This is a genomic window from Pseudomonas sp. RT4P38 (assembly GCF_054897765.1).
In genome coordinates, this window is the sequence record NZ_CM142703.1 from 1,122,724 (window position 1) to 1,142,219 (window position 19,496).

17 protein-coding genes are annotated in these 19,496 nt (G+C 55.4%); 11 read left to right on the forward strand and 6 right to left on the reverse strand.

Translation table 11 applies throughout. From position 1 onward, the window contains the following. Positions 1 to 544 precede the first annotated feature (544 nt). The 5 genes from ACYZT7_RS05180 to ACYZT7_RS05200 all read left to right on the forward strand — a co-directional run bounded on the left by ACYZT7_RS05180 (position 545) and on the right by ACYZT7_RS05200 (position 4,743). Positions 545 to 874 (forward strand): hypothetical protein, encoded by a 330-nt coding sequence (locus ACYZT7_RS05180; protein WP_462040206.1) that lies wholly within the window; start codon positions 545 to 547, stop codon positions 872 to 874. After that, entirely contained in the window at positions 871 to 2,808 is a 1,938-nt protein-coding gene (locus ACYZT7_RS05185; protein WP_462040207.1) for a hypothetical protein, read from the forward strand. The genes ACYZT7_RS05180 and ACYZT7_RS05185 overlap by 4 nt, the downstream gene beginning before the upstream one ends. 648 nt (positions 2,809 to 3,456) lie before the next feature. After that, positions 3,457 to 3,627: a hypothetical protein gene (locus ACYZT7_RS05190; RefSeq protein ID WP_462040208.1), complete on the forward strand. Its 171-nt coding sequence runs from the start codon at positions 3,457 to 3,459 to the stop codon at positions 3,625 to 3,627. After that, positions 3,614 to 3,829, forward strand: coding sequence for a hypothetical protein (locus ACYZT7_RS05195; protein ID WP_462040209.1), 216 nt, complete (start codon positions 3,614 to 3,616; stop codon positions 3,827 to 3,829). The genes ACYZT7_RS05190 and ACYZT7_RS05195 overlap by 14 nt, the downstream gene beginning before the upstream one ends. Positions 3,830 to 3,921: 92 nt before the next feature. Beyond that, positions 3,922 to 4,743 (forward strand): hypothetical protein, encoded by an 822-nt coding sequence (locus tag ACYZT7_RS05200; protein WP_462040210.1) that lies wholly within the window; start codon positions 3,922 to 3,924, stop codon positions 4,741 to 4,743. A gap of 94 nt (positions 4,744 to 4,837) precedes the next feature. On the opposite strand, the gene ACYZT7_RS05205 is transcribed toward ACYZT7_RS05200, so the two are convergent. From ACYZT7_RS05205 to ACYZT7_RS05215, 3 genes are all read right to left on the reverse strand, one after another. After that, positions 4,838 to 5,404: a recombinase family protein gene (locus ACYZT7_RS05205; protein WP_462040211.1), complete on the reverse strand. Its 567-nt coding sequence runs from the start codon at positions 5,402 to 5,404 to the stop codon at positions 4,838 to 4,840. Positions 5,405 to 5,791: 387 nt separating this feature from the next. Then, entirely contained in the window at positions 5,792 to 6,436 is a 645-nt protein-coding gene (locus tag ACYZT7_RS05210; RefSeq protein WP_462040212.1) for a hypothetical protein, read from the reverse strand. Continuing rightward, on the reverse strand, positions 6,433 to 8,418 hold the full coding sequence (locus ACYZT7_RS05215) for a DEAD/DEAH box helicase (protein WP_462040213.1): 1,986 nt from the start codon (positions 8,416 to 8,418) through the stop codon (positions 6,433 to 6,435). Before ACYZT7_RS05215 ends, ACYZT7_RS05210 begins: the two co-directional genes overlap by 4 nt. Before the next feature lie 356 nt (positions 8,419 to 8,774). Here ACYZT7_RS05215 and ACYZT7_RS05220 point away from each other — a divergent pair, with 356 nt between their 5' ends. Both ACYZT7_RS05220 and ACYZT7_RS05225 read left to right on the forward strand, forming a co-directional pair. Beyond that, entirely contained in the window at positions 8,775 to 9,596 is an 822-nt protein-coding gene (locus ACYZT7_RS05220) for an abortive infection family protein (protein WP_462040214.1), read from the forward strand. 567 nt (positions 9,597 to 10,163) lie between these two features. Beyond that, positions 10,164 to 10,469: a DUF6388 family protein gene (locus ACYZT7_RS05225; protein WP_462040215.1), complete on the forward strand. Its 306-nt coding sequence runs from the start codon at positions 10,164 to 10,166 to the stop codon at positions 10,467 to 10,469. A gap of 100 nt (positions 10,470 to 10,569) precedes the next feature. On the opposite strand, the gene nadC is transcribed toward ACYZT7_RS05225, so the two are convergent. Beyond that, positions 10,570 to 11,418, reverse strand: coding sequence for a carboxylating nicotinate-nucleotide diphosphorylase (gene nadC, locus ACYZT7_RS05230; RefSeq protein WP_462040216.1), 849 nt, complete (start codon positions 11,416 to 11,418; stop codon positions 10,570 to 10,572). A gap of 285 nt (positions 11,419 to 11,703) precedes the next feature. Here nadC and ACYZT7_RS05235 point away from each other — a divergent pair, with 285 nt between their 5' ends. The 4 genes from ACYZT7_RS05235 to ACYZT7_RS05250 all read left to right on the forward strand — a co-directional run bounded on the left by ACYZT7_RS05235 (position 11,704) and on the right by ACYZT7_RS05250 (position 17,683). Continuing rightward, positions 11,704 to 13,914 carry a DUF1631 domain-containing protein gene (locus tag ACYZT7_RS05235; RefSeq protein ID WP_462040217.1) on the forward strand — a complete coding sequence of 737 codons (2,211 nt, stop codon included), beginning with the start codon at positions 11,704 to 11,706 and terminating at the stop codon, positions 13,912 to 13,914. A gap of 64 nt (positions 13,915 to 13,978) precedes the next feature. Further along, the gene (gene ampD, locus ACYZT7_RS05240) at positions 13,979 to 14,539 is read left to right on the forward strand and encodes a 1,6-anhydro-N-acetylmuramyl-L-alanine amidase AmpD (protein ID WP_462040218.1); all 561 of its coding nucleotides are present in this window, start codon (positions 13,979 to 13,981) and stop codon (positions 14,537 to 14,539) included. Next, entirely contained in the window at positions 14,536 to 15,372 is an 837-nt protein-coding gene (ampE, locus tag ACYZT7_RS05245) for a regulatory signaling modulator protein AmpE (RefSeq protein ID WP_461976915.1), read from the forward strand. Before ampD ends, ampE begins: the two co-directional genes overlap by 4 nt. 280 nt (positions 15,373 to 15,652) lie before the next feature. Then, the gene (locus tag ACYZT7_RS05250) at positions 15,653 to 17,683 is read left to right on the forward strand and encodes a methyl-accepting chemotaxis protein (RefSeq protein ID WP_462040219.1); all 2,031 of its coding nucleotides are present in this window, start codon (positions 15,653 to 15,655) and stop codon (positions 17,681 to 17,683) included. Here the strand turns inward: ACYZT7_RS05250 and ACYZT7_RS05255 are convergent, their stop codons facing one another. Both ACYZT7_RS05255 and cra read right to left on the reverse strand, forming a co-directional pair. Further along, complete coding sequence (locus tag ACYZT7_RS05255) at positions 17,684 to 18,463, reverse strand: TatD family hydrolase (protein ID WP_462040220.1); 780 nt, start codon at positions 18,461 to 18,463, stop codon at positions 17,684 to 17,686. 3 nt (positions 18,464 to 18,466) lie between these two features. Continuing rightward, the gene (gene cra, locus ACYZT7_RS05260; protein ID WP_462040221.1) at positions 18,467 to 19,462 is read right to left on the reverse strand and encodes a catabolite repressor/activator; all 996 of its coding nucleotides are present in this window, start codon (positions 19,460 to 19,462) and stop codon (positions 18,467 to 18,469) included. Positions 19,463 to 19,496: the final 34 nt, after the last annotated feature.

A 19,496-nucleotide genomic window follows, 5' to 3' on the forward strand; every position in this document is an offset into this window, starting at 1 on the left:
CGCCCCCCTTTGCACTGAAGTGCAGGCGGGGACTGATCACGCCTACTCGGATTCTCCGAGCTGGTTCCTGATTGGCCGCTCAGGTGCGGTTGCCATTGTTGGTCTGGCCGACCTGGTTAGGTTGTTGTTTCTCCTCTGTTGATCGTTGATGTTCCCGACGCGTAGTCGGGGCCATGGCTTCATGCTCGATGACGTAGCGCGAGGCCTATGAAGCTCTGCCAGCGATGACGCGGGCAGGGCCTCTCTGCCATTGCCCCTCCCATGAATCACACGGGGGGGGAGCAGCCGGGCAGGGCGGTTAAAGCCCGGCTAGTTTAGGTTTATGAGAAGGGGGTTAGCAAAAAAATCTGCCTGCGCATTAATTTGTGCGTCAAATTGAGGAAAGTTATGGAAGCCCGCTATGTAAAGCGCCGGTTAGGCGCGTTACGTAGCGGGCTTGTACCGATAAATTTGACCAGCATAGAAAGTGCAGTGACTTGAGTGGAGATGCTAGGGGCTCCCCCTTTAGGCTGGCTAAAGCCAACACAAATGAGGGAGATGGCGAATGTCGAAACGGCAAAAAATCGCAGGAGTTTTGGACGCGGCATACGAGCGTATGCCGGCGATCACCAAATGGGCCGGTTGGGCCGGCATCGTACTTGGGCCTGTGCTTGGGTTTTTCCACATCGTGGCGATGTTTTTAATGCCTGGCGTGTATGGAAAACGCGTCCTGGAACAGTACGATCTGGTGCAGCGAACCGGCGATGTGTTGGTCGCTCCATTCGCCCAGTACCTGATACTCATCGGTTTCACATTGTGCGTACTGTGGATCGGTTTATGGGGGTTGAGGCTAGTTCTGGCTGTGCGTTGGTGGCTGATGAGGCGTTCCGCATGAGCGCCTCTGCAACCCCGGAGGGGTACGCGGGGTTCAGCTGGATATTTGCGCTTTGGGAAGATGTAGGCATGACGATGCTCGCAGCCACCCAGCCGATTTTCACCGCCCTTAACAACAGCAGTTCAACACTGGTCTTCAGCGTGGGAATCATATGGCTGGTCATGATTATGTTGAGGGTGGCCGACGGCGGGCTGGCTCGTGGCCTGGCGGGAGGCGTGGTCATTTTTTTTGTCATGCTTTTAGGGATGAAACCAGCGACCGTTCAGTTGCCCAGCGGGGTCTCGGTTACATTAATTGATGCGCAGGCAACGACCCTGAAAGTGGCTATGGCCGTGCATCGCATGTACAGGTCTGCTCTGGATGGCGTCCTCAGCGAACACACAATTGCGGGATCGATTGTGCCGGCACAGGCGGCAGTTGATGACATTGCAGCGAGGGGCGCGCAGATCTATCAAGGCACCGATTTGGCCCGATTGATACACGACTACAACACCAGCTGTGCACCGAGTCGGGCCGAACTGGGAGGGGCTGAGCATGCGACGAGAATTGAGGCAATGCATGCTGTCGGCCTGCTCGGCGGCGGCGGGTTGGGGATTCCTGATGAGCAAATTAGTCTGATTGCTCAAGCTAAGGCGGCGGGCGGCGGCATCACGACCTATATGACCGGGTCGGCTGAAGAAAACGGCGGGTGGCTCAACTACCTTCTGGGGGGAGGTGCCGCCCGGAAAGGGATTGAGAAAGCGGTAGACCTTGGTTCGGTTCAATCGCGCCGTGAGGCAGGAATAGCAGCATTGGGCAGCGCTGGGCCTTTTATGGGAGACCGTTACGCACTGCCGACCAAAGTCCATTGGCAAGCGCTATTCGCCGGGCAGCCGGATTCAACACCCTCGTATCTACCCATAACGTTGATTCCAGGTCAGAAGTCACAGGTTATCGGGGCTGATGATAATGCAATGATGTTCCAACCAACCAGTTGCCTAGAGGCCTACAAAATTGCTCAGTTGGGGGCTGAGCAGGCCTACCTAGCCTTAAAAGAAGCTGGGGGAACAATCGCAGGTGGCCAGCGGGTAAGTGCTGAGGTGGGCGCCGTGAGCACGGCCGTGGCCTGGCAGCGTTTCATGACGCGATCACTGGAGAAAACCACCGGCCTTTCGCCGGATGGCGCCGAAGTCGGAGCTGGCATTCTTGCCAGTGTTCAAATGTTCAAGGATTGGTCTGGCTGGCTAGATCTTCAAACCCTGCTGCCGGGATACGTGCTGTTGTCAGCATGGCTGTTCTGGATCGTATTACTCGCTGCGCCGTTGGCGCTGTTGCTGGCTCCGTTGCGTGGCGTTGGAGTATTGATCAGCTGGCTCTCCCTCTTATTTTTTCCCGTGATCGCGATGCTGTTTGCGCACGCACTAATTGTAGCTGTATCCCTCGTCATGGCCGCTGTCGCCATCGGCCAGGCTGCCGCGGCTAGTGGTTGGTCTGGATCAGGTGCTGATTTTGATGCGGTACGTGGGTTTATGGGCGCGATTGCAGCCATTCTGCTGGCTATTACGACCTGGATTGCATCGAGTCTGACTGGCGTTTCGGTGGGCGGCCTGGCTGGCAGCCTGACAGGGGCTATGGCCACGGCCAGTGGTGTCGGTGGGTTTGTTACACGTGCTGCGGGAACTGTTATGGCGATTAGCCGGCTAGGTGCTTTAGGCGCTGCTGGTGGCAAGGGGAGAAGTCCTGGTGGTGGTTCTGGTGGTGTGACTCCACCACGACCGATCCCGCCAAGCCCTACAGGATCTAGCTCGGCACCACACGCTCGTCCGGCGCGAGATCCCAATGCTTCCGGTAGCGTGGCAAGGGCGTATTGGCCCACGACCCCCACTACAGATAGATCGATTGGAACGCGTCGCTCGGCTCTGATTCCACCAAAGAAGGTTCCACCGAAGCAGTGATGTTTTAGGGCAGGAGGCTCACCGGTCGAGTGAGCTGGTGCGGCGGGGGGATGCGCTTGGTTAGGCACACCGCAGCGCAGGCCCATCTATCCAATTGAGTGCGTTGGTTTCTGATCATGAGGGATAGGCATGTGATGCTGTGTGTCGATTTCCGACATCCTCAGCATCACCAGCTCACTCGGCCGGTGAGCCTCTTGCCCTCACTGATCATAACGGCTGACTTTCCATTCTCTCCATGGGCACTCATTACAATTTTTATTCTTCGTAAAAACTCAGTAAGTCTTCAACAATCCTACAAATACCACTGAGAAATCACCCAAGTTCTCAGTCATTCCTTTTAAAAGTTGCTTGAAATCTCTGTGCAGCCACTGGGTTACGCTGGGGATCACAATGGACATGCAGTCAGCCCACTGTGCTGCGCTGGGAAAGTCCTGCGAGCCACTGGTAATCACACAAATACCACTGAGAAATCACCACTATTCACAGTGACGCCCATTACTTTCTTTCTGGTGCCGCTGCCCTTCCCTGGTATCCCCTCTCGAAACTCTCAATTCCCATTAGGGGAAACGACGATTTTTACACGGCCGGCGCTGACACACTGGAAGGTTGGATTAACGTCCGTCGCGCGAACGAAATCTGAGGTGTGAGATGAAGCGACTGTGGATGACGCTTTTCTTCGGTGGACTGGGGTTCTGGGTCGGTTCAAATCGCTGGTTGCCGCTGTGGGGCATTGTTGCGCTGGCGGTACTGGGCAACGTTTTGTGGGTCTGGGCGGCGTGGCTGGAGCATCGGGAGGGGGCAGACCATGATGAGCGCTGATCTAGATGAGCTAATGCTCGTCAGTTTTCTCTGTCCGGAGCTGGTCTGGTCGGCATCCTCGACGCGGCCTGTGATCGTTGCGAGTGATGGATCGGTGCTGCGGCTGTACTGGATGCCAGTGCCGCTGCGGCAGGATCCATTTCGCGCTGAATTGTTTGTTGGCGAGCTCAATGGTAGGGGGAAGGTAATGATGGCAAAATGACACACTTAGACGGTTTACTTTTGGCTGCTACTCCCATCTATCCACTCACAGGGCGCTAGGAAACAGCGTCATCAACAGAACGAAAGGATGTTATGCGCACTTTTTTCAAGTTAGTGGCAGTTGCTGTTGCCGGTTCAGGCCTTGCTGCCTGTGGTGGCGAAGACTTCACAGGGGCTTATCGGTTTAAAGACTCAAATATTCAGAGGACAATGGTTCTCAATGTTCATGGCGATGAAGCAGAAATCTTTGGGGACGATGGGAAAGGCCATATCAAGCCTCTCGCTAAACTGAAGGTTTCGGTAAAAGATGAAAAACTTCTTCTTGATGATGTAAACGGCTCTGCACGCCTGGCCATGAGGCGTAACGTCGATGAGCAAAGCCTTGACTGTCTTAACTGCAAGGTAATAGGCCTGAAGAAGGACGATCTGGTTTGGGAATATGACCCTAAAGGGCCATATGACGTACAGCAGCTGCTGAAGGATCAGGCTCGCAAGGATGAGGAAGCAATGAATGCCGAGCTGGAAAAAATTCAGCAGGAAGCCCTGGAGCAAGGTCGACGTGATGCAGAAGCCCCGAAGCTGACACCTTATGAAGGCGATTGGGTCTATCAACGCACCACGAAAAAAGACCCGTTGACCATTATGACCATCTGGCGCAAAAGCCAGATCAAAAGCTGGTCGTTCAACTTTGAGAACATGGATTATCGTCTGGGGCACGAGGTTCCCAGGTTCGAGGTCACCGACACTGGCTTGAAGATCGGCGATGCCCCCAAAGCTCACCTGTACACCCTCAGCGCCGACAGAACGATACTGACCTGCATGGACTGTTCGAAGTCGGAGCGTTGGGCCAAGGCTGATCCTAAGAAGGATCTCAGTGACCGTCATTACGCCCGTCAGATGGCCGGTAACCCGTGACACCCTAGTAGCAACAACCTGCCTTGTGATCGGCGAATGCCCAAGGACACTCGCCGGTTGTCGTCAAATCAATCTAAACCACGGACGGCGCTCACTACTTGGACAGCGCTCTATACAGGGTCGCTCTATGAACCCCCAAGAGGCGGGCAGCCTCTGCCACTGGCCGTTGCTCTTCGGCAATCAGTTGCCGCGCATGGCTGACCTGTTCCGGTGTTAATACCGGTTTAGGCCCAAACCGAACGCCGCGAGCTTTGGCAGCTGCTCTCCCGGCGCTGGTGCGCTCACCAATCAGCGACCGCTCAAAGTCAGCTATCCCCGCGAAGATCGTTAACACCATGCGGCCAGCTGGTGAGGTGGTATCGGCCCAAGGCTCTGCTATAGAGCGCAGGCCCGCGTCTATGCCTTTGAGTCGCTCTGCAATATGGAGCAGGTCCGTTGTTGACCGAGCCAAGCGATCCAACCTGGTTACGATCAGAACATCGCCTGGCCGCAGATGATCAAGCAGTCGACTCAGCTCCGGACGGTCTCGATTAGCCCCACTGACCTTTTCTTCGAAAATCCGCTTACATCCGCTTTGTCCTAGGGCAAGTCGCTGCTGCTCCAGGTCCTGAGCTTGCGTCGAAACCCTGGCGTATCCAATGAGTTGTCCTGAGGCTTGCATCTCGCACCTGTCGCATAACTTGTCGCAGGTAAATTGCCATTTGCGACATACTTATGCGACAGCTCAGAGCTAGAAGATCAAGGTCCATGACGCGTGTCGCATAACTTAGGAATAAAGCGACAAGACCTGGAGCAGAGAACAGCTTTTAGCAACAGCGCATGTCCGATCCATGCTGCTTCCGGTCAATATTTTGCAGGGAATTTGCTTTGAACAGTTGTTTGAAAAAAGCGCAATATGGGATGTTATAGTGTCGAGAGTTTCTGACGATTATTAAGCCGGACTATCCCCCCCCTTGCAGTAACTTTGTCGAGGCATACGATAGCTCCAAAAAGCGGCCACGTAGCTCTCGACTTTTAAAAATGTCCATGGCTCTTTTTGTGGAGATGCCTAGGTTCTGAGATAGTGCTTAGGAAGCCCGCCATCAAATAATGAATAGAAGCACTGAATGCCGACAGGAGCGTCAGACCCGATTTTTATGGATGAGGTATTCTTGAAGAAGAAATCGAAGTGGTATCTTGGGTGTATGTCGCCGTTCGCATTAGGCTCGTCATCATCGAATCTAAAATAGCCGTGATCATCAGTTAGGAGCGCTGCAAATGCATCATAGTAGGGAATAGCTTCATTGACGTCTAAGCCAAAACTATCAACTATCGAGCAAATTATCTCTTCATGCGAATGAGATCCGCCCTTAGAGGTAAGGATTGCGTTCTTTAAGATTGATATAAATCGGCCGCTTACTTCTTCTTTCAGTGAGTCATAATTGAAGTATATATTATCCCCGTCGTCAATAATTTGAAAAGGAATGGTCATTGAAAAAAAACCATCACTTTTTCTAATAAGAGCCCGGCAGTACTCGCCAGAAAATATCGCCAAATCAAAGTCTTGAGTATGGGCGGCTACTCGACAGTGGCCGCACGAATTAATAAGTTCTGCTAATTGAAGTACGTTCTTTAAGTTGTCTAAAGTGTCGCGTACAGCACAGAACTTATTCATATAGTAATCAGGAATGCCCTTGAAGAAGAATGCGCTCATATCATTCTGTTCCTTTGATATTCAGCGTTCAATAATGCCTCAAGGTACTCTTGGTCATAATCCGTTTCCCCTACAATTGAACTCATCCTGTCGATAAGTTTTGCTATTAGGCGAGGGCTTGGACTGGTCTCTTTCTCCGTGCAAAATGCGCGTACTATTTCTTCTATTGATGGGAGTTCATCAAGGACGATAAACTCTCTTTGTTGAATTTCAAGTGGGGATGGTACTCGAATATTCATGCATGAATTTTTGGATAAAAAATCTAGCCCTTGATTGACATTATTCAAGACGTCTTGGTCTACGTTCTTTCCAAGTATTAAGTGGCTCTCCAAGAAAGATCGGGCCATCATCGTGTACAAAGCATTTCGAAATGAAGGATGTCGATGCAAGTTCAAGGAAAAGCAAATCACGAATGGGAATTCTAAGCCTTTTGCATTATTGATGTTCGAAACAAAAATTTTGTCCGGATCGCTTCGCTTGGTTTCAAATGAAACGTTCACACCCCAACCCATCTCTTCAGCGATCAGTGGTTTCAACTGAGCAATAACGTCATAAATATAGCTGGCTGTATCTAATAGTATTACTGCTATATCTCCCTGCTCAACGGTTGGATGTCGGCGCCGAATATCTTTTACTACTTGCACTAAATTTTTAGCTATAGATAGCCCGTCAGTAAACTGGTGAACGGTGGTGCTTTTAAAGTCTGCGGGTATATCCTCGAAACGACGTAGCGGGTCACGGGAGATCAACGCTCTTCCATTTTGCTCGTTGTATATATATCCGCACGCATCCCATTCATGTGGCTGAAGCCACCTGAGGACAGGGCTTTCAAATAAACCCATCCCTAAGGCATGCGAAAACATAAGATTTTTTGGGTCTGTGCGGTAGCATTTTTTTAGCACCATGTCCGCACGGTTTACGCCTTCATCGATTGGCCTAAATATGTTTTGGAACACATCCCCAGCAACGAAAACCTTTTTTTCCGTAACTAACTCGCAAAGTTCAATAAAGCTGCTTGCGAAGTCTTGACTCTCATCCACAAACGCATAATCAAACGCAAATTTTCTTTCACCAGATAGCTGTCTTATCGCGACAATAGCTGTTCGGCAGACTTGGTCGAAGCTTCCAGCCTGCAAGCTTTGAAAAGGTATCCCGTAGTAGTGGCAGATATAGCGATACATTCCGGAGTACGGCTCTTTTCCGCTACCCCAAGAGTGGAAACAAAATAATTTATTGCTCCAGTCGATTTGACGCTCAACGCGCATGAAATCAAAGAAATTAGGAATACGGCTCTTCATTGATGAAGCTAAGATTTTATTGAAGCAAGTAAAAGCAATTCTAGCTTCAAAATCCCGCGAATAGATTTCCTTCATTTTATGAAGTAAAAGCTCTGTTTTTCCTGAGCCTGCAAGCCCTTGGATCACGAATTTCTTCGCCGCGCCGGATCGGAATACGAAGCTGGTCTGATCTGTGTCAAATAAGATGATTTTGGACTTGATTGTGTCTAAAAGGCCGCTTGCCTCCAAATTTATTTTGGAGACGTCGTTAATGCTTCCAACAACTAGTGAGGTTATAAGGTCAACCAGTCGCCTTTCGGCAGGGGTGTCTATTTCTAAATTTTCGAAGTCAAGACCCGCAGCGTTGCATTGCTCAAACAATGGAAGCCAGTGTCGTTTACGACCGATTTTTTCTCGATACTTAAACTTTTCCGAGAGGTACGCAATATCTTCAACAAAAAACTCAACATAGTCCTCAAATGATTCATCATCGGCACCAATATTAATGAAGCACGGTTTCATTCCTGAGGAGAAAATCGCTACGGCTTCATCATAGTCATACTGTGCATCGTCCTTTGATAATGGTTTGCGGAGCACATATGTCTGCCTCTTATTCGACTCAGCAAAACTTTCGATTATCTCCTTGATTCCCGCTAGTTCTACCAGGTCCTGAGCATCAGGAGCGTAAAAGCAATAACCGGACATTTTCAACGTCTCCCTATCATTCCATCATCATAATCAAGCACCTGACTGAGCATACTTAAAAGTCCTAGATTTGTCGTTAGCGGGAGCTTCCGCCTTCGACGTGTGCAGCCCAGCGAACTGAGTGCTCCGAAATGTATAGACATGTCAGTGGCTGACTCTGGCCGATTCCTTCACGTCGCGAAAGGCCCCAATCGACCGTTAGCTACCTGTAGGCAAGTTAGAATCTGGCGGAAACCGTATTTTCACAAACGAATCTGCCTGACAGCTCACAGTTAAAATCCCCCGGCTATAATCTGCGTCACCCCAGTCACCCAGCCGTACGTCAACCATGTCCACAGAAAAGGAAGTACAGGGAAATGGCTAACAATCCACCGCTCACTGATACAGTTATTGTGGCTTTAGCACGATTGATAGACGACTCTCAGTTGGATAAGCGCGAACCTACCCACTACGACCTCGATGTGTTGTTTGCTCAAGCTAATATGACGGCAGGCGATAAACCTGGCCCTGGGGGCAGGCCTATGGGTAAAGCGAAGCGCATCCGCGGGGCGCTGGGTTGGGCGCTAGCCAACAACCAACAAGGAGGCGAAGCGTTCGTCCAGGCGCTGATCTCTACAGTGCAGGGTTACGGTGGTTTTAGACCTCAATCCGCCAATTACTGTGGGTCAGAGGCCGTAACAAATCTTATTGCTGCGATTGCCAACCATGGATGGGACCTGTCATCAGACGGCAATCTGGCGCCCCGAGTCCTTGAGGCAATGGGAGGGCGACAGCTCACAGTCGCTCTTGAGTCCTATGCGAATAGGGCTCGGCGGGGTGCATTGGACAGCCCGCTGTTGGCAGGTACAGCTAAAGATCTTTTGGAGGCTACTGCTGCCCATGTATTGGTTGAAAAGTGGGGCAACTATCCGACCCACTCTAACTTTCCAACACTGCTGGGACAGGCGTTTACCGCGTTGAACTTGGCAACCCCGACGGATCCGGTGCAGAAAGGGGAGCCTGCGAAAAAACGCGTGGAGAGATCAGCCTATGAGCTGGGGTGTGCACTCAACGCGCTTCGCAATAAAGAGGGGACTGGGCATGGTCGGCCGTGGCTTGATAGCGTCACACCTAGCCAGGCACGGTTTGCAATAGAATCTATGGGCAATATCGCTAGCCTGATGCTGGATAACCTCTAAAACAGGAAGAGCATGTGTCTCCTCGCTGCTCCCTGCCTGACACGAGGGGCTGGAGTCAGCCAGAAACGGGCTTTCGACGCGTCTAGGATCAGCCTTATGCTTGGGCGCCGAGGCGAATCTCGATGTCGTGATCAGCCATAGGTTGCACAGCCTAGAGGGCATCACCGGTGCGGCAACAGGTCCGTAATCTCACTGGCACGCTGCGTCGTCAATGGTTAGTGAGAATGGTTTTCTCCACATTATCTAGGCTTTCCGAGCAGTGGCTCAAGCGCAGCGCTTGGGCTAAGCTGAGACGTCACCGTAGTTAGATGCCGACGCTAGCTTCGGTTTTTACTGAGTTCCTTAATGAGTACCTTTTTGATTGTTGTAGCTTTAAGGTTCTCCGTTTATACGGGATTTGGGTCGATTGGTTCGATTCCTGTCTCGGGCACGAGCGACACGTTGTTTTCAGATGATCCCGAATGGTTCTGAAGGCCAGATAAGCCGGGTTTTCCAACGGTTTTTTGCGTCAGAGAGATCCTTGATGATCCAGATCCATCTTCCATTCCCCAGATCAAAGAGAACGCCATGACCGTTAAAGAATTGACCCAAGAAGCCAGACACGAAGAAGCGCTGAAAAAGTACTTGCTGGATTCGCCCCAGCTAGCCGAAGAGATCAAGGACTTGCCAGCCGATGATCAGAAAGATCAGATCCAGTGGGCGTTCGAGGATGAGGCAGAGTCTCAGGGCTTGCAGCCGTGGGAGCTGACGCTCAAGTACACCTCGCCCCCCGAAGAGTTCGAGGCTGCGCGCCTTGTCCTGCACAAGGAGGCTGCCGAGGTGTTGGGCGTCGAGTGGGAAGAGTACTGCGAGATGAATAATCTGGTGGTCTGACCTGTGGGAGCGAGCTTGCTCGCGAAAGCGATGAGTCAGGCGACAATTACGTCGACTGATACGCCCTCTTCGCGAGCAAGCTCGCTCCCACATTTTTCAATCAAAGACTCAGACGCATCGACAGATCGACAGCCTTCACATCCTTGGTCATTGCACCAATCGAGATGTAATCCACACCGGTTTCGGCGATCGGTAGCAGCGTACTTTCGTTGATACCGCCGCTGGCCTCCAGTTTCGCCTTGCCTGCGTTCAGACGCACGGCTTCGCGCATGTCATCCAGGCTCAACTCGTCGAGCATGATGATGTCGGCACCGGCTGCCAGGGCTTCCTTCAGCTCCTCCAGGCTTTCCACTTCGATCTCCACCGGTTTGCCCGGGGCAATCTTGTGCGCGGCTTTGATGGCCTCCGGGATGCCGCCGCAGGCTGCAATATGGTTTTCCTTGATCAGGAACGCGTCGTACAGACCGATGCGGTGGTTGTGGCAACCGCCGCAGGTCACGGCGTACTTCTGCGCCAGACGCAGCCCCGGCAAGGTTTTACGGGTGTCGAGCAACTTCACCTGAGTCTCGGCAACGTAATCCGCCAAGTACTGCGCGCGTGTGGCCACGCCAGAAAGCAATTGCAGGAAGTTCAGTGCACTGCGTTCGCCCGTCAGCAGCGAGCGCGCCGGGCCTTCGAGGTGGAACAGCGCCTGATTGGGTTTCACCCGCTCGCCATCACGCACCTGCCAGTGCACCGCAACACGTGGGTCCAGCTGCCGAAACACTGCTTCAACCCAGGCTGTGCCGCAGATGACGGCAGCGTCGCGGGTAATGATGGTGGCTTTGGCCAGGCGTTCGGCCGGGATCAGCTGTGCGGTGATGTCGCCGCTGCCGATGTCTTCGAGCAACGCACGGCGCACGTTGGCTTCGATTTCGGCGGTCAAATCGGCGAGACGTAGATTCGGCATAACGGACTCCACAAACAAAGTGGCCCGATTATAGGGCCATGGCGCTGGGCAACCCAAGGCATCAGACGCTTTCCCATCGCTGTGAAACCTGCATTTGGTCGATTCGCTTGGGCAATCGGCACTAAGTCAACGCCTTCCATAAGCGTCTATTTCAATGGGAAACGCAGAGTCTGCTGGTACAGGGGACATCTTTTGCAAGATAATCCGCCTTGCTTTTGACGTCATGGCTTTGACGTGGATTTGAATTGTCGACCATTCGAAGACTCACCGTTTCAGGAGGCCTGAATGCACAACGACGGGAATGTAGTGCCTTTGCACAAGGTGACTACCGACCAGGCGACTCACTCGCCGCTCGCCCGCCTGCCTGTGATTCTGCTTCAGGTTCGCGACAAGGCCGCTCAACAGCTCAGGCATGGATTGCAGGAACTGTTCGATAACGCCGACGACACGCTGTTCGAAATGGCCGACCGGGCCCGCAATGACGTCGATCAGAGTCTCTTCTTCGAAGCCATGCGCGACTTGCGCCTCAAGCGAAAAAACATCGAACGCGGCTTTCTCGAACAATTCGTCGAGGCTTTTGTTCGCCTCACACAGTACGACACCACCCAGTCTGCCTTCTCCCAGGCGCTGGCCTTCGACGCCGCGGCGGCGCTGTCCAATGACGACATGGAGCGCAGCGTGGCAGTGGAAGCGATGGTCAACAAAGTGCTGAACCGCGGCGGCTTCGCGCTGGACCAACTGACTGCCCGACTCAGCGCCCTGCTGGGCAGGGAGCTGCTCGATCAACACAATCCCATGGGGCCGGCGATGCTCTGCGAGTACTTTTTGCAGGCCGGGCGCAGCCTGGGGGTGGAGATCAAGGTCAAGCTGATCATCCTCAAACTGTTCGAACGTTACGTGCTCAGGGACGCCAATCAGCTCTACGCCGAAGCCAATCAGTTGCTGATTGCCACCGGTGTTCTGCCCGACCTCAAACCTGCTCCTGCACGTCGGGCCGTGGATCGTGCGGCTGCCAACGTCGGTGTTGAATCCGCGTCGGCCAGCACCCGCGCCGGTACCCCGCCGGTCGACGACAGCGTGCAGGAAGTCTTCGCCGCATTGCAGCAATTGCTGTTTCACGTGCGGGGCAGTGTCGCGCCGACGCTTGAAGCCAGTGCTCAGACACAGCCGATTTCCACCCGCGACCTGCTGCGCCTGCTCTCGCACTTGCAGCAATACGTGCCGGCACCGGCAGCCCAGGACGACTTCGATCTGCGAAACCAGCTCGAACAACTGCTGACCCGGGTCAGCGTTAAAAGTGGCAAGTCACGCGTGGTCGGGGTGGCTGACGAAGACGTGATCAACCTGATCGCGATGCTCTTCGAATGCATCCTCGATGACCGCAACCTGCCGGATTCGCTCAAGGCGCTGATTGGCCGTTTGCAGATCCCGATGCTGAAAGTGGCGGTGCTCGACAAGAGCTTCTTCAGCCGCAGCAGCCACCCGGCCCGGCGCCTGCTCAACGAAATCGCGACCGCAGCCATGGGCTGGGGCGAGTGCGATGACCATGAGCGCGACAGTCTGTATCTGCGCATCGAGCAAGTGGTGCAACGGTTGCTGAACGATTTTGTCGATGACCCGGCGGTCTTTTCCGAATTGCTGGCGGATTTTCTCGCCTTCACCAGCGACGAGCGCCGTCGCAGTGAGCTGCTGGAGCAACGAACCCGTGATGCCGAAGAAGGCCGCGCCAGGACTGAACTGGCCCGCCAGTGCGTCGAACAGGTGCTGAATCAGGCCCTGTTGGGCAAAATATTGCCGCAACGGGTGGTGGTGTTTGTCCAGGAAGCCTGGAGCACAGTGTTGCTGCTGACGTGCCTCAAGCACGGCGATCAGTCGGCCGAGTGGCACGCCGATGTGCAGACCATGGAGCAATTGATCTGGAGCGTACAACGCCATGACGAGCCCGATGCGAGCCTGCGCTTGTTGGCGCTGGTGCCGGGGTTGCTCAAGTCGTTGCGAGACGGGCTGAGCAGTTCGGCATTCGATCCGTTCGCCACCAGCGAGTTCTTCAGTGAGCTGGAAGCCTTGCACGTTCATCTGTTCGAACGTCGAGGGCAAAAGCTTGAACAGTCTGTCGATACGCCGGTAATGGTCGAAGTGCTGCAGGAAGTCGTCCTGCGAACCGCCGACGAAGGGCCGGTCGATACGGCGTCAGTGCGTGTGCCGGAGAACGATGCCGGTCTGCTTCAGGTCGATCAGCTGCGGTTGGGGTGCTGGGTCGAGTTTCAGGAAGACGAGGAAAACACCCTTCGCTGCAAGCTGGCGGCGATCATTGAAGCCACCGGCAAGTACATTTTCGTCAGCCGCACCGGAATGAAAGTGTTGGAGCGCAGTCGCACCGGTCTGGCGTTGGAATTCCATCGTGGCGCGGTGCGAGCGCTGGACGACACGTTGCTGTTCGACCGGGCGCTGGAGTCGGTGATCGGTAACCTGCGGCGCCTCAATCGCGGCAAGTGATCGCGCCCCGAGGGTCTATCACGGCATACTGGGCGCCATCACAGTCGTCGTTGAAGGAGCCTGTATGCAGTTGGACCCCGCGAGCGGTTGGTGTCAGGGTGTGCGTTTATGCCCCTCGCCCAACTTCAATGCGCGCCCCACGGGCGAAATTTCCCTGCTGGTGATCCACAACATCAGTTTGCCGCCAGCGCAATTCGCCACCGGCAAGGTGCAGGAATTTTTCCAGAATTGTCTGGATGTCACGGAGCATCCCTACTTTGAAGGGATCGCCGATCTGCGTGTGTCTGCGCACTTTCTGATCGAACGTGACGGCACAGTCACTCAGTTTGTCTCTTGTCTTGAGCGTGCCTGGCATGCTGGCGTTTCGAGTTTCGAAGGGCGGGAAACCTGTAACGATTTTTCCCTGGGCATCGAACTTGAGGGCACGGATGATCTGCCGTTCACCGACGCTCAGTATCAAACATTGACGACCCTGACCCGGCAGCTGCAAAGCGCCTTCACGGCCATCACCGCACAGCGCATCTGCGGGCATAGCGACATCGCACCCGGGCGTAAAACCGATCCGGGGCCCGCGTTCGACTGGGCACGCTATCGCGCTGCCCTGGCAAAAGAGGAACAACAATGAGTTTTCTGGTGTTGCTGTTGGCGGTCTGGATCGAGAAGTTCTCGGCCCTGCGTCATCGGGTTCAGCGCGATGGCGGTTGGGTCCGCGAGCTGAACAAGCTTGAGGTCAGTCCGCGTCTGGCGAAAAGTCCGTGGCTGATCTTGGTGATACTGGTGTTGTTGCCAGTGGCACTGCTGGGTTTGCTGCTGCTCGTGCTGGACCCGGTGGCTTACGGTCTGCTGGCGTTGCCGGTGCACCTGCTGGTGGTGATTTACAGTTTGGGCCGCGGCGATCTGCTGGCCGGTCTTGGGCCGTTTCGCGATGCCTGGCGCCGGGAAGACCTGCAAGCTGCCGCTCATGTAGCGGACCGCGACCTGGGTATCTGCGCCGATAGCGGCGAACAACTGCTGGAACGGGTCGAAGGGCATCTGCTGTGGGAGGCCTATCAGAGCTTTTTCGCGGTGATTTTCTGGTACTTCCTGTTGGGTCCGGTCGCTGCCCTGAGCTATCGACTGCTGGCCCTGGCCGAAGAACACGGGCAGAACCCTGCCGTGGTCGAGCGCGCCGCACAACTGCGTCATGCGTTCGACTGGGTGCCGGTGCGTCTGCTGGCGGCAAGTTTTGCGCTGGTCGGTAACTTTGTCGCCGTCGGCCGGGTGATGGTGCACGAGCTGCTGAACTGGAACATCAGCGCTGCCCAATTGATCGAGAAGGTCGGGCTGGTGGCCGGTGAAATTCCAGCGCCGGTGGTCGGGCCTGACGGCATCAACAGCCTCGACCGGATCTGGGAACTGCTGCTGCGCGCGGCGGTGCTCTGGTACGCCGGTTTTGCGTTGTGGACCGTCCTTCCGTAAGCACACTGACCCTGCAGCTGCCGAAGGCTGCGTCCGGCTGCGCAGCAGTCGCCAACTCAGTCACCGCGGTTTGGCTGACTCACCGCGTGATCAGGATTTACGACTGCTGCGCAGCCGGACGCAGCCTTCGGCAGCTGCTATGACCGAGTGCACCCCCCGTTAACCTTAAGTTACAAAACCTCCCGCCGATTTAAGCTATACAGAGCTAGCGCCGAATAGTGGCTATCTGCTTTCGATCCGCGCCTGCCAATAAAAATAAGAAATCAAAGGGAGATCTCCAGTGAAGAGCTTGCTCTATCCCGCTGTCGCGCTGATGAACCGCCTGAGCTTTGGCATGAAGTTCAGCCTGATCAGCGTGCTGTTCCTTGTGCCGATGCTGGTGACCAACTTCTATCTGGTGCGCGATTCTTATCGAGAATTCCAGGGCACCCGCGTCGAACTGCAAAGCCTCGACCTGCTGGGTAGCAGCCTGACGTTACGGCGCGATCTGGAAACCCTGAACAACCTGGTACAGATCAACGTCACCCTCGGTCAGTCCGGCAAGGCCGGCAATGTCGAGTCGCAGATCAGTACCCTGGAGCAAAGTGTGCTGACCCGTTTGCAAGGGCTGACGGCGATGACCACTGACCCCGAGCAGATCATCGTTTTCGAGGGTAAACGCGATGAAATGATCGCCGCGTTCAAGGCCCAACAAGCAGAAAGCTCCCTGCAAAGTAAAAGTGGGATGATCGGCAAGTTGCTCGGCAATGCGCAGATTTTCAGTCAGATCATCGCCAGTCAGGCCGGCCTCAGCCGCGACACTCAGAGCGACATGCGCCAGCTGAGCGAACTCATTACCAATGTCACCCCGCCCGTTACCCAGCTTCTGGGCGAAGGCCGGGCGATGGGTTCTTTTTCGCTGGGGCAGGGCTTTCTCAACTCGGCATCGAGTACCCGTTTTGATGAGTTGCTAGTGCAGATCGAAAAACTGCAGGCCGAATATGCGCTGAAGTTGCAGGACGCGCTCGGTTCCAGCAAAGCGGCACGGGAAATCCTGGCTGCTCAGGCCGATAGCAGCAAGGCGTCGTTGAAAAAGGCCAGTGAACTGTTCGAAGAGCAGGTTGTGATGGCCGACACGCTCGATACGCCTTGGCAGGGCTTTTACGACCAGGTCACGGGCTTGATGGACCAGACCTACCAACTTAATGAAGCCACCCTGAGCTTTCTCGGCACCCAGTTACAACAGCGACTGGAGCAGAACCGCACCCACATGGTCTTGCAGGCGGTTGCGTTGTCGGTGGTGTTTGTGTTGATTTTTTACCTTTACGGCGGCTTCTACGCCTCGACCCGCACCACCCTCAAGCGTCTTGGCGCAGTGATGGACAAGGTGGCGGCGGGTGACATGACGCAGACCTTCAGCGCTAACAGCCGCGATGAATTGGGCGAGTTGGGTGAGGTGTTCAACGGCACCGTGAAGAAAATCCATGACCTGATCGAGCGAGTGGGGCAGACCGTCGGCGAGGTCGAGCGCCAAGCCGGGCAGGTGCAGAACGTCTCCGCCCAGAGCAACCAGGCCGTGGCGGGGCAGCGCACGCAGATCGAGCAGGTCGCGACGGCCATGAACCAGATGTCGGCCACCTCGCTTGAAGTTGCACGCAGTGCCGCGGCAGCGGTCAGCAGTGCCCATAGCGTCAATGACGAGACCATCAGCGGTCGCGGTCTGGTGCAGTCTCAGCAGGGCAGCATCGCAGCCCTTGCCACTGAGATCGATCAGTCGGTGCTGGTGATCAATCAACTGGCGAGTGACAGCCAGTCCATCAGCCGCGTGCTGGAAGTCATCAAAAGCATCGCCGAGCAAACCAACCTGCTGGCGCTCAACGCGGCCATCGAAGCCGCTCGGGCCGGTGAGCAGGGGCGTGGTTTTGCGGTGGTGGCGGATGAGGTCCGGACCCTGGCCAAACGTACCCAGCAATCGACCGAAGAAATCGAGCAAATGATCGCCAAGCTGCACAGCGGTGTCGGCGCTGCGGTGAAGGCCATGGGTACCAGTCATCAGATGGCCAACGGTACCGTGGGGCAGTCGGAGAAGGTTCAGCAAGCGCTGGAGAACATCCTCGGCGCCGTCGGCATGATCGTCGATCAGAACCAGCAAATCGCCGCGGCGGTGGAGCAACAGACTGCTGTGGCTCACGACATTGACCAGAATATTGTCGAGATCAACCGCGCGGGTGAACGCACCGCCGAAGGGGCGCATCAGACCGAGGATGCCAGTCGTGCGTTGTCGGCTCAGGTGGTGGAGCTCAAACAGCTGATCAGCGCGTTTCGGGTGTGATCAACGCCAGTTGAACAGCTCACAGGCATTGGCCGTGCTGGCAGCGGCCAATTGCTCGGGCGTGATCGCCATGATCCCGGCCAATGCGGAGCAGATCGCCGGCAAGTGAGCCGGACTGTTGCGTTGACCGGGAAACATGACGGGCGCCATGTCCGGGGAGTCGGTTTCCAGCACTACCGATTCAAGCGGCAGTTCAGCAAGTACGCGATGCATGCGCAGCGCCTGCGGCCAAGTCGCAGCACCGCCCAAACCAAGCTTGAAACCAAGCTTGATGTACTCACGAGCCTCTTCCTTGCTGCCGGCGAAGGCGTGGATGATCCCCGCGCGTTTCAACTTGAACCGTTTAAGCGCGGCAATCACCGCCGCATGGCTGCGTCGCACATGAACCAGCGCTGGCAGATTGAAGTCCTCCGCCAGTTGCAGCTGCGCATCGAACAACGCCTGCTGGCGCTCGCGATCGAGGGTTTCGATGAAGTAATCCAGACCGATTTCGCCCACCGCACACAGTTGCCGATGGCCGGCCAGCCGAGTCAGCCAGTCGCCGAGTTCCATCAGGTCTTCAGGGCGATGATCATCCAGATACACCGGGTGCAAACCGAATGCCGCATGCAGGTCGGGATCGCTTTGCACCAGATCCCAGACCCGCTGCCAATTGCCCTGATAAACCCCCAGCACCACCATCCGCCGCACGCAGAGGGCGCGGCTCTCGGCCAGCAGCGCCGAGCGATCGGCGTCGAAGACCGGAAAATCCAGATGAGTGTGGCTGTCAATCAGCTCCACGGTTCAGTCCTGGCGAATACGCTGCTTGAAGGTCCGCGCGATGGCCTGCACGCCGGGTTGGTAATCTGATTGCTCGATGGCAGCCAGGGCCAGTTCCAGGGCTTTATCGGCGATGAGCTGATGCTGCTGGGCCATGGCATTGACCGGCAGCGGCAGGAAATCCAGCAACTGCGTGTCGCCGAACGTGCCGAGGCGCAGCGGACGGGTTTTGAGCGGGAAATCGTGCAACGCATCGAATACGCCCTGCAGCAGCACGTAGGACGTGGTCACCAGCGCATCCGGCAAATGGCCCAGACGCTGTAGCAATTCGTTCATCAACTGCTTGCCGCACTCACGGCTGAACGACTCGCCGTGCTCGATCAGCGCCTCGCCATTGAACCCCTCCAAAGCCTCTTTGAAACCCGCCGCCCGTTCCTGGCTGATGCTCAGTTCGGGGCGTGCGCCGATCAGTGCGATCTGCTTGGGCAGCGGGTCCAGTAGACTGCGGGTCAGTTGCAGGCTGGCCTCGCGGTCATCGCTGATCACCGAGCAGAAATGCTCAGGCGCCATGACCCGGTCGATCGCGATGATTGGAGTGCCCTTGGCCTGCAATTGGCGATAGCTGTCATCGCCGGCCGGCAGGCAACTGGCAACGATCAACGCATCGCAGCGTCGAGCCCGGAACAGTTGCAGCAACTGCCGTTCGCTGTCCGGCGCATCGTCGGAACTGGCGATCAGCAACTGATAGCCGCGAGCCCGGGCGCCTTGTTCCAGCAGTTTGGCGATTCGTGCGTAACTGGGGTTTTCCAGGTCCGGCAGAATGAAACCCAAGGTGCGGGTGTGCCGACTGCGCAGCCCGGCAGCCTGGGGATTGGGCGTAAAGCCATGTTGTTCGACGACCGCGCGCACACGCTCGACGGTGGCACTGCTGATACGTTGCTGTTCTGCCTTGCCATTGATGACATAGCTGGCGGTGGTAACGGACACACCGGCCAACTGGGCAATATCACTGAGTTTCAACCCGGGATTTCCTTGTTTTTTCGAGCTTGTCCGA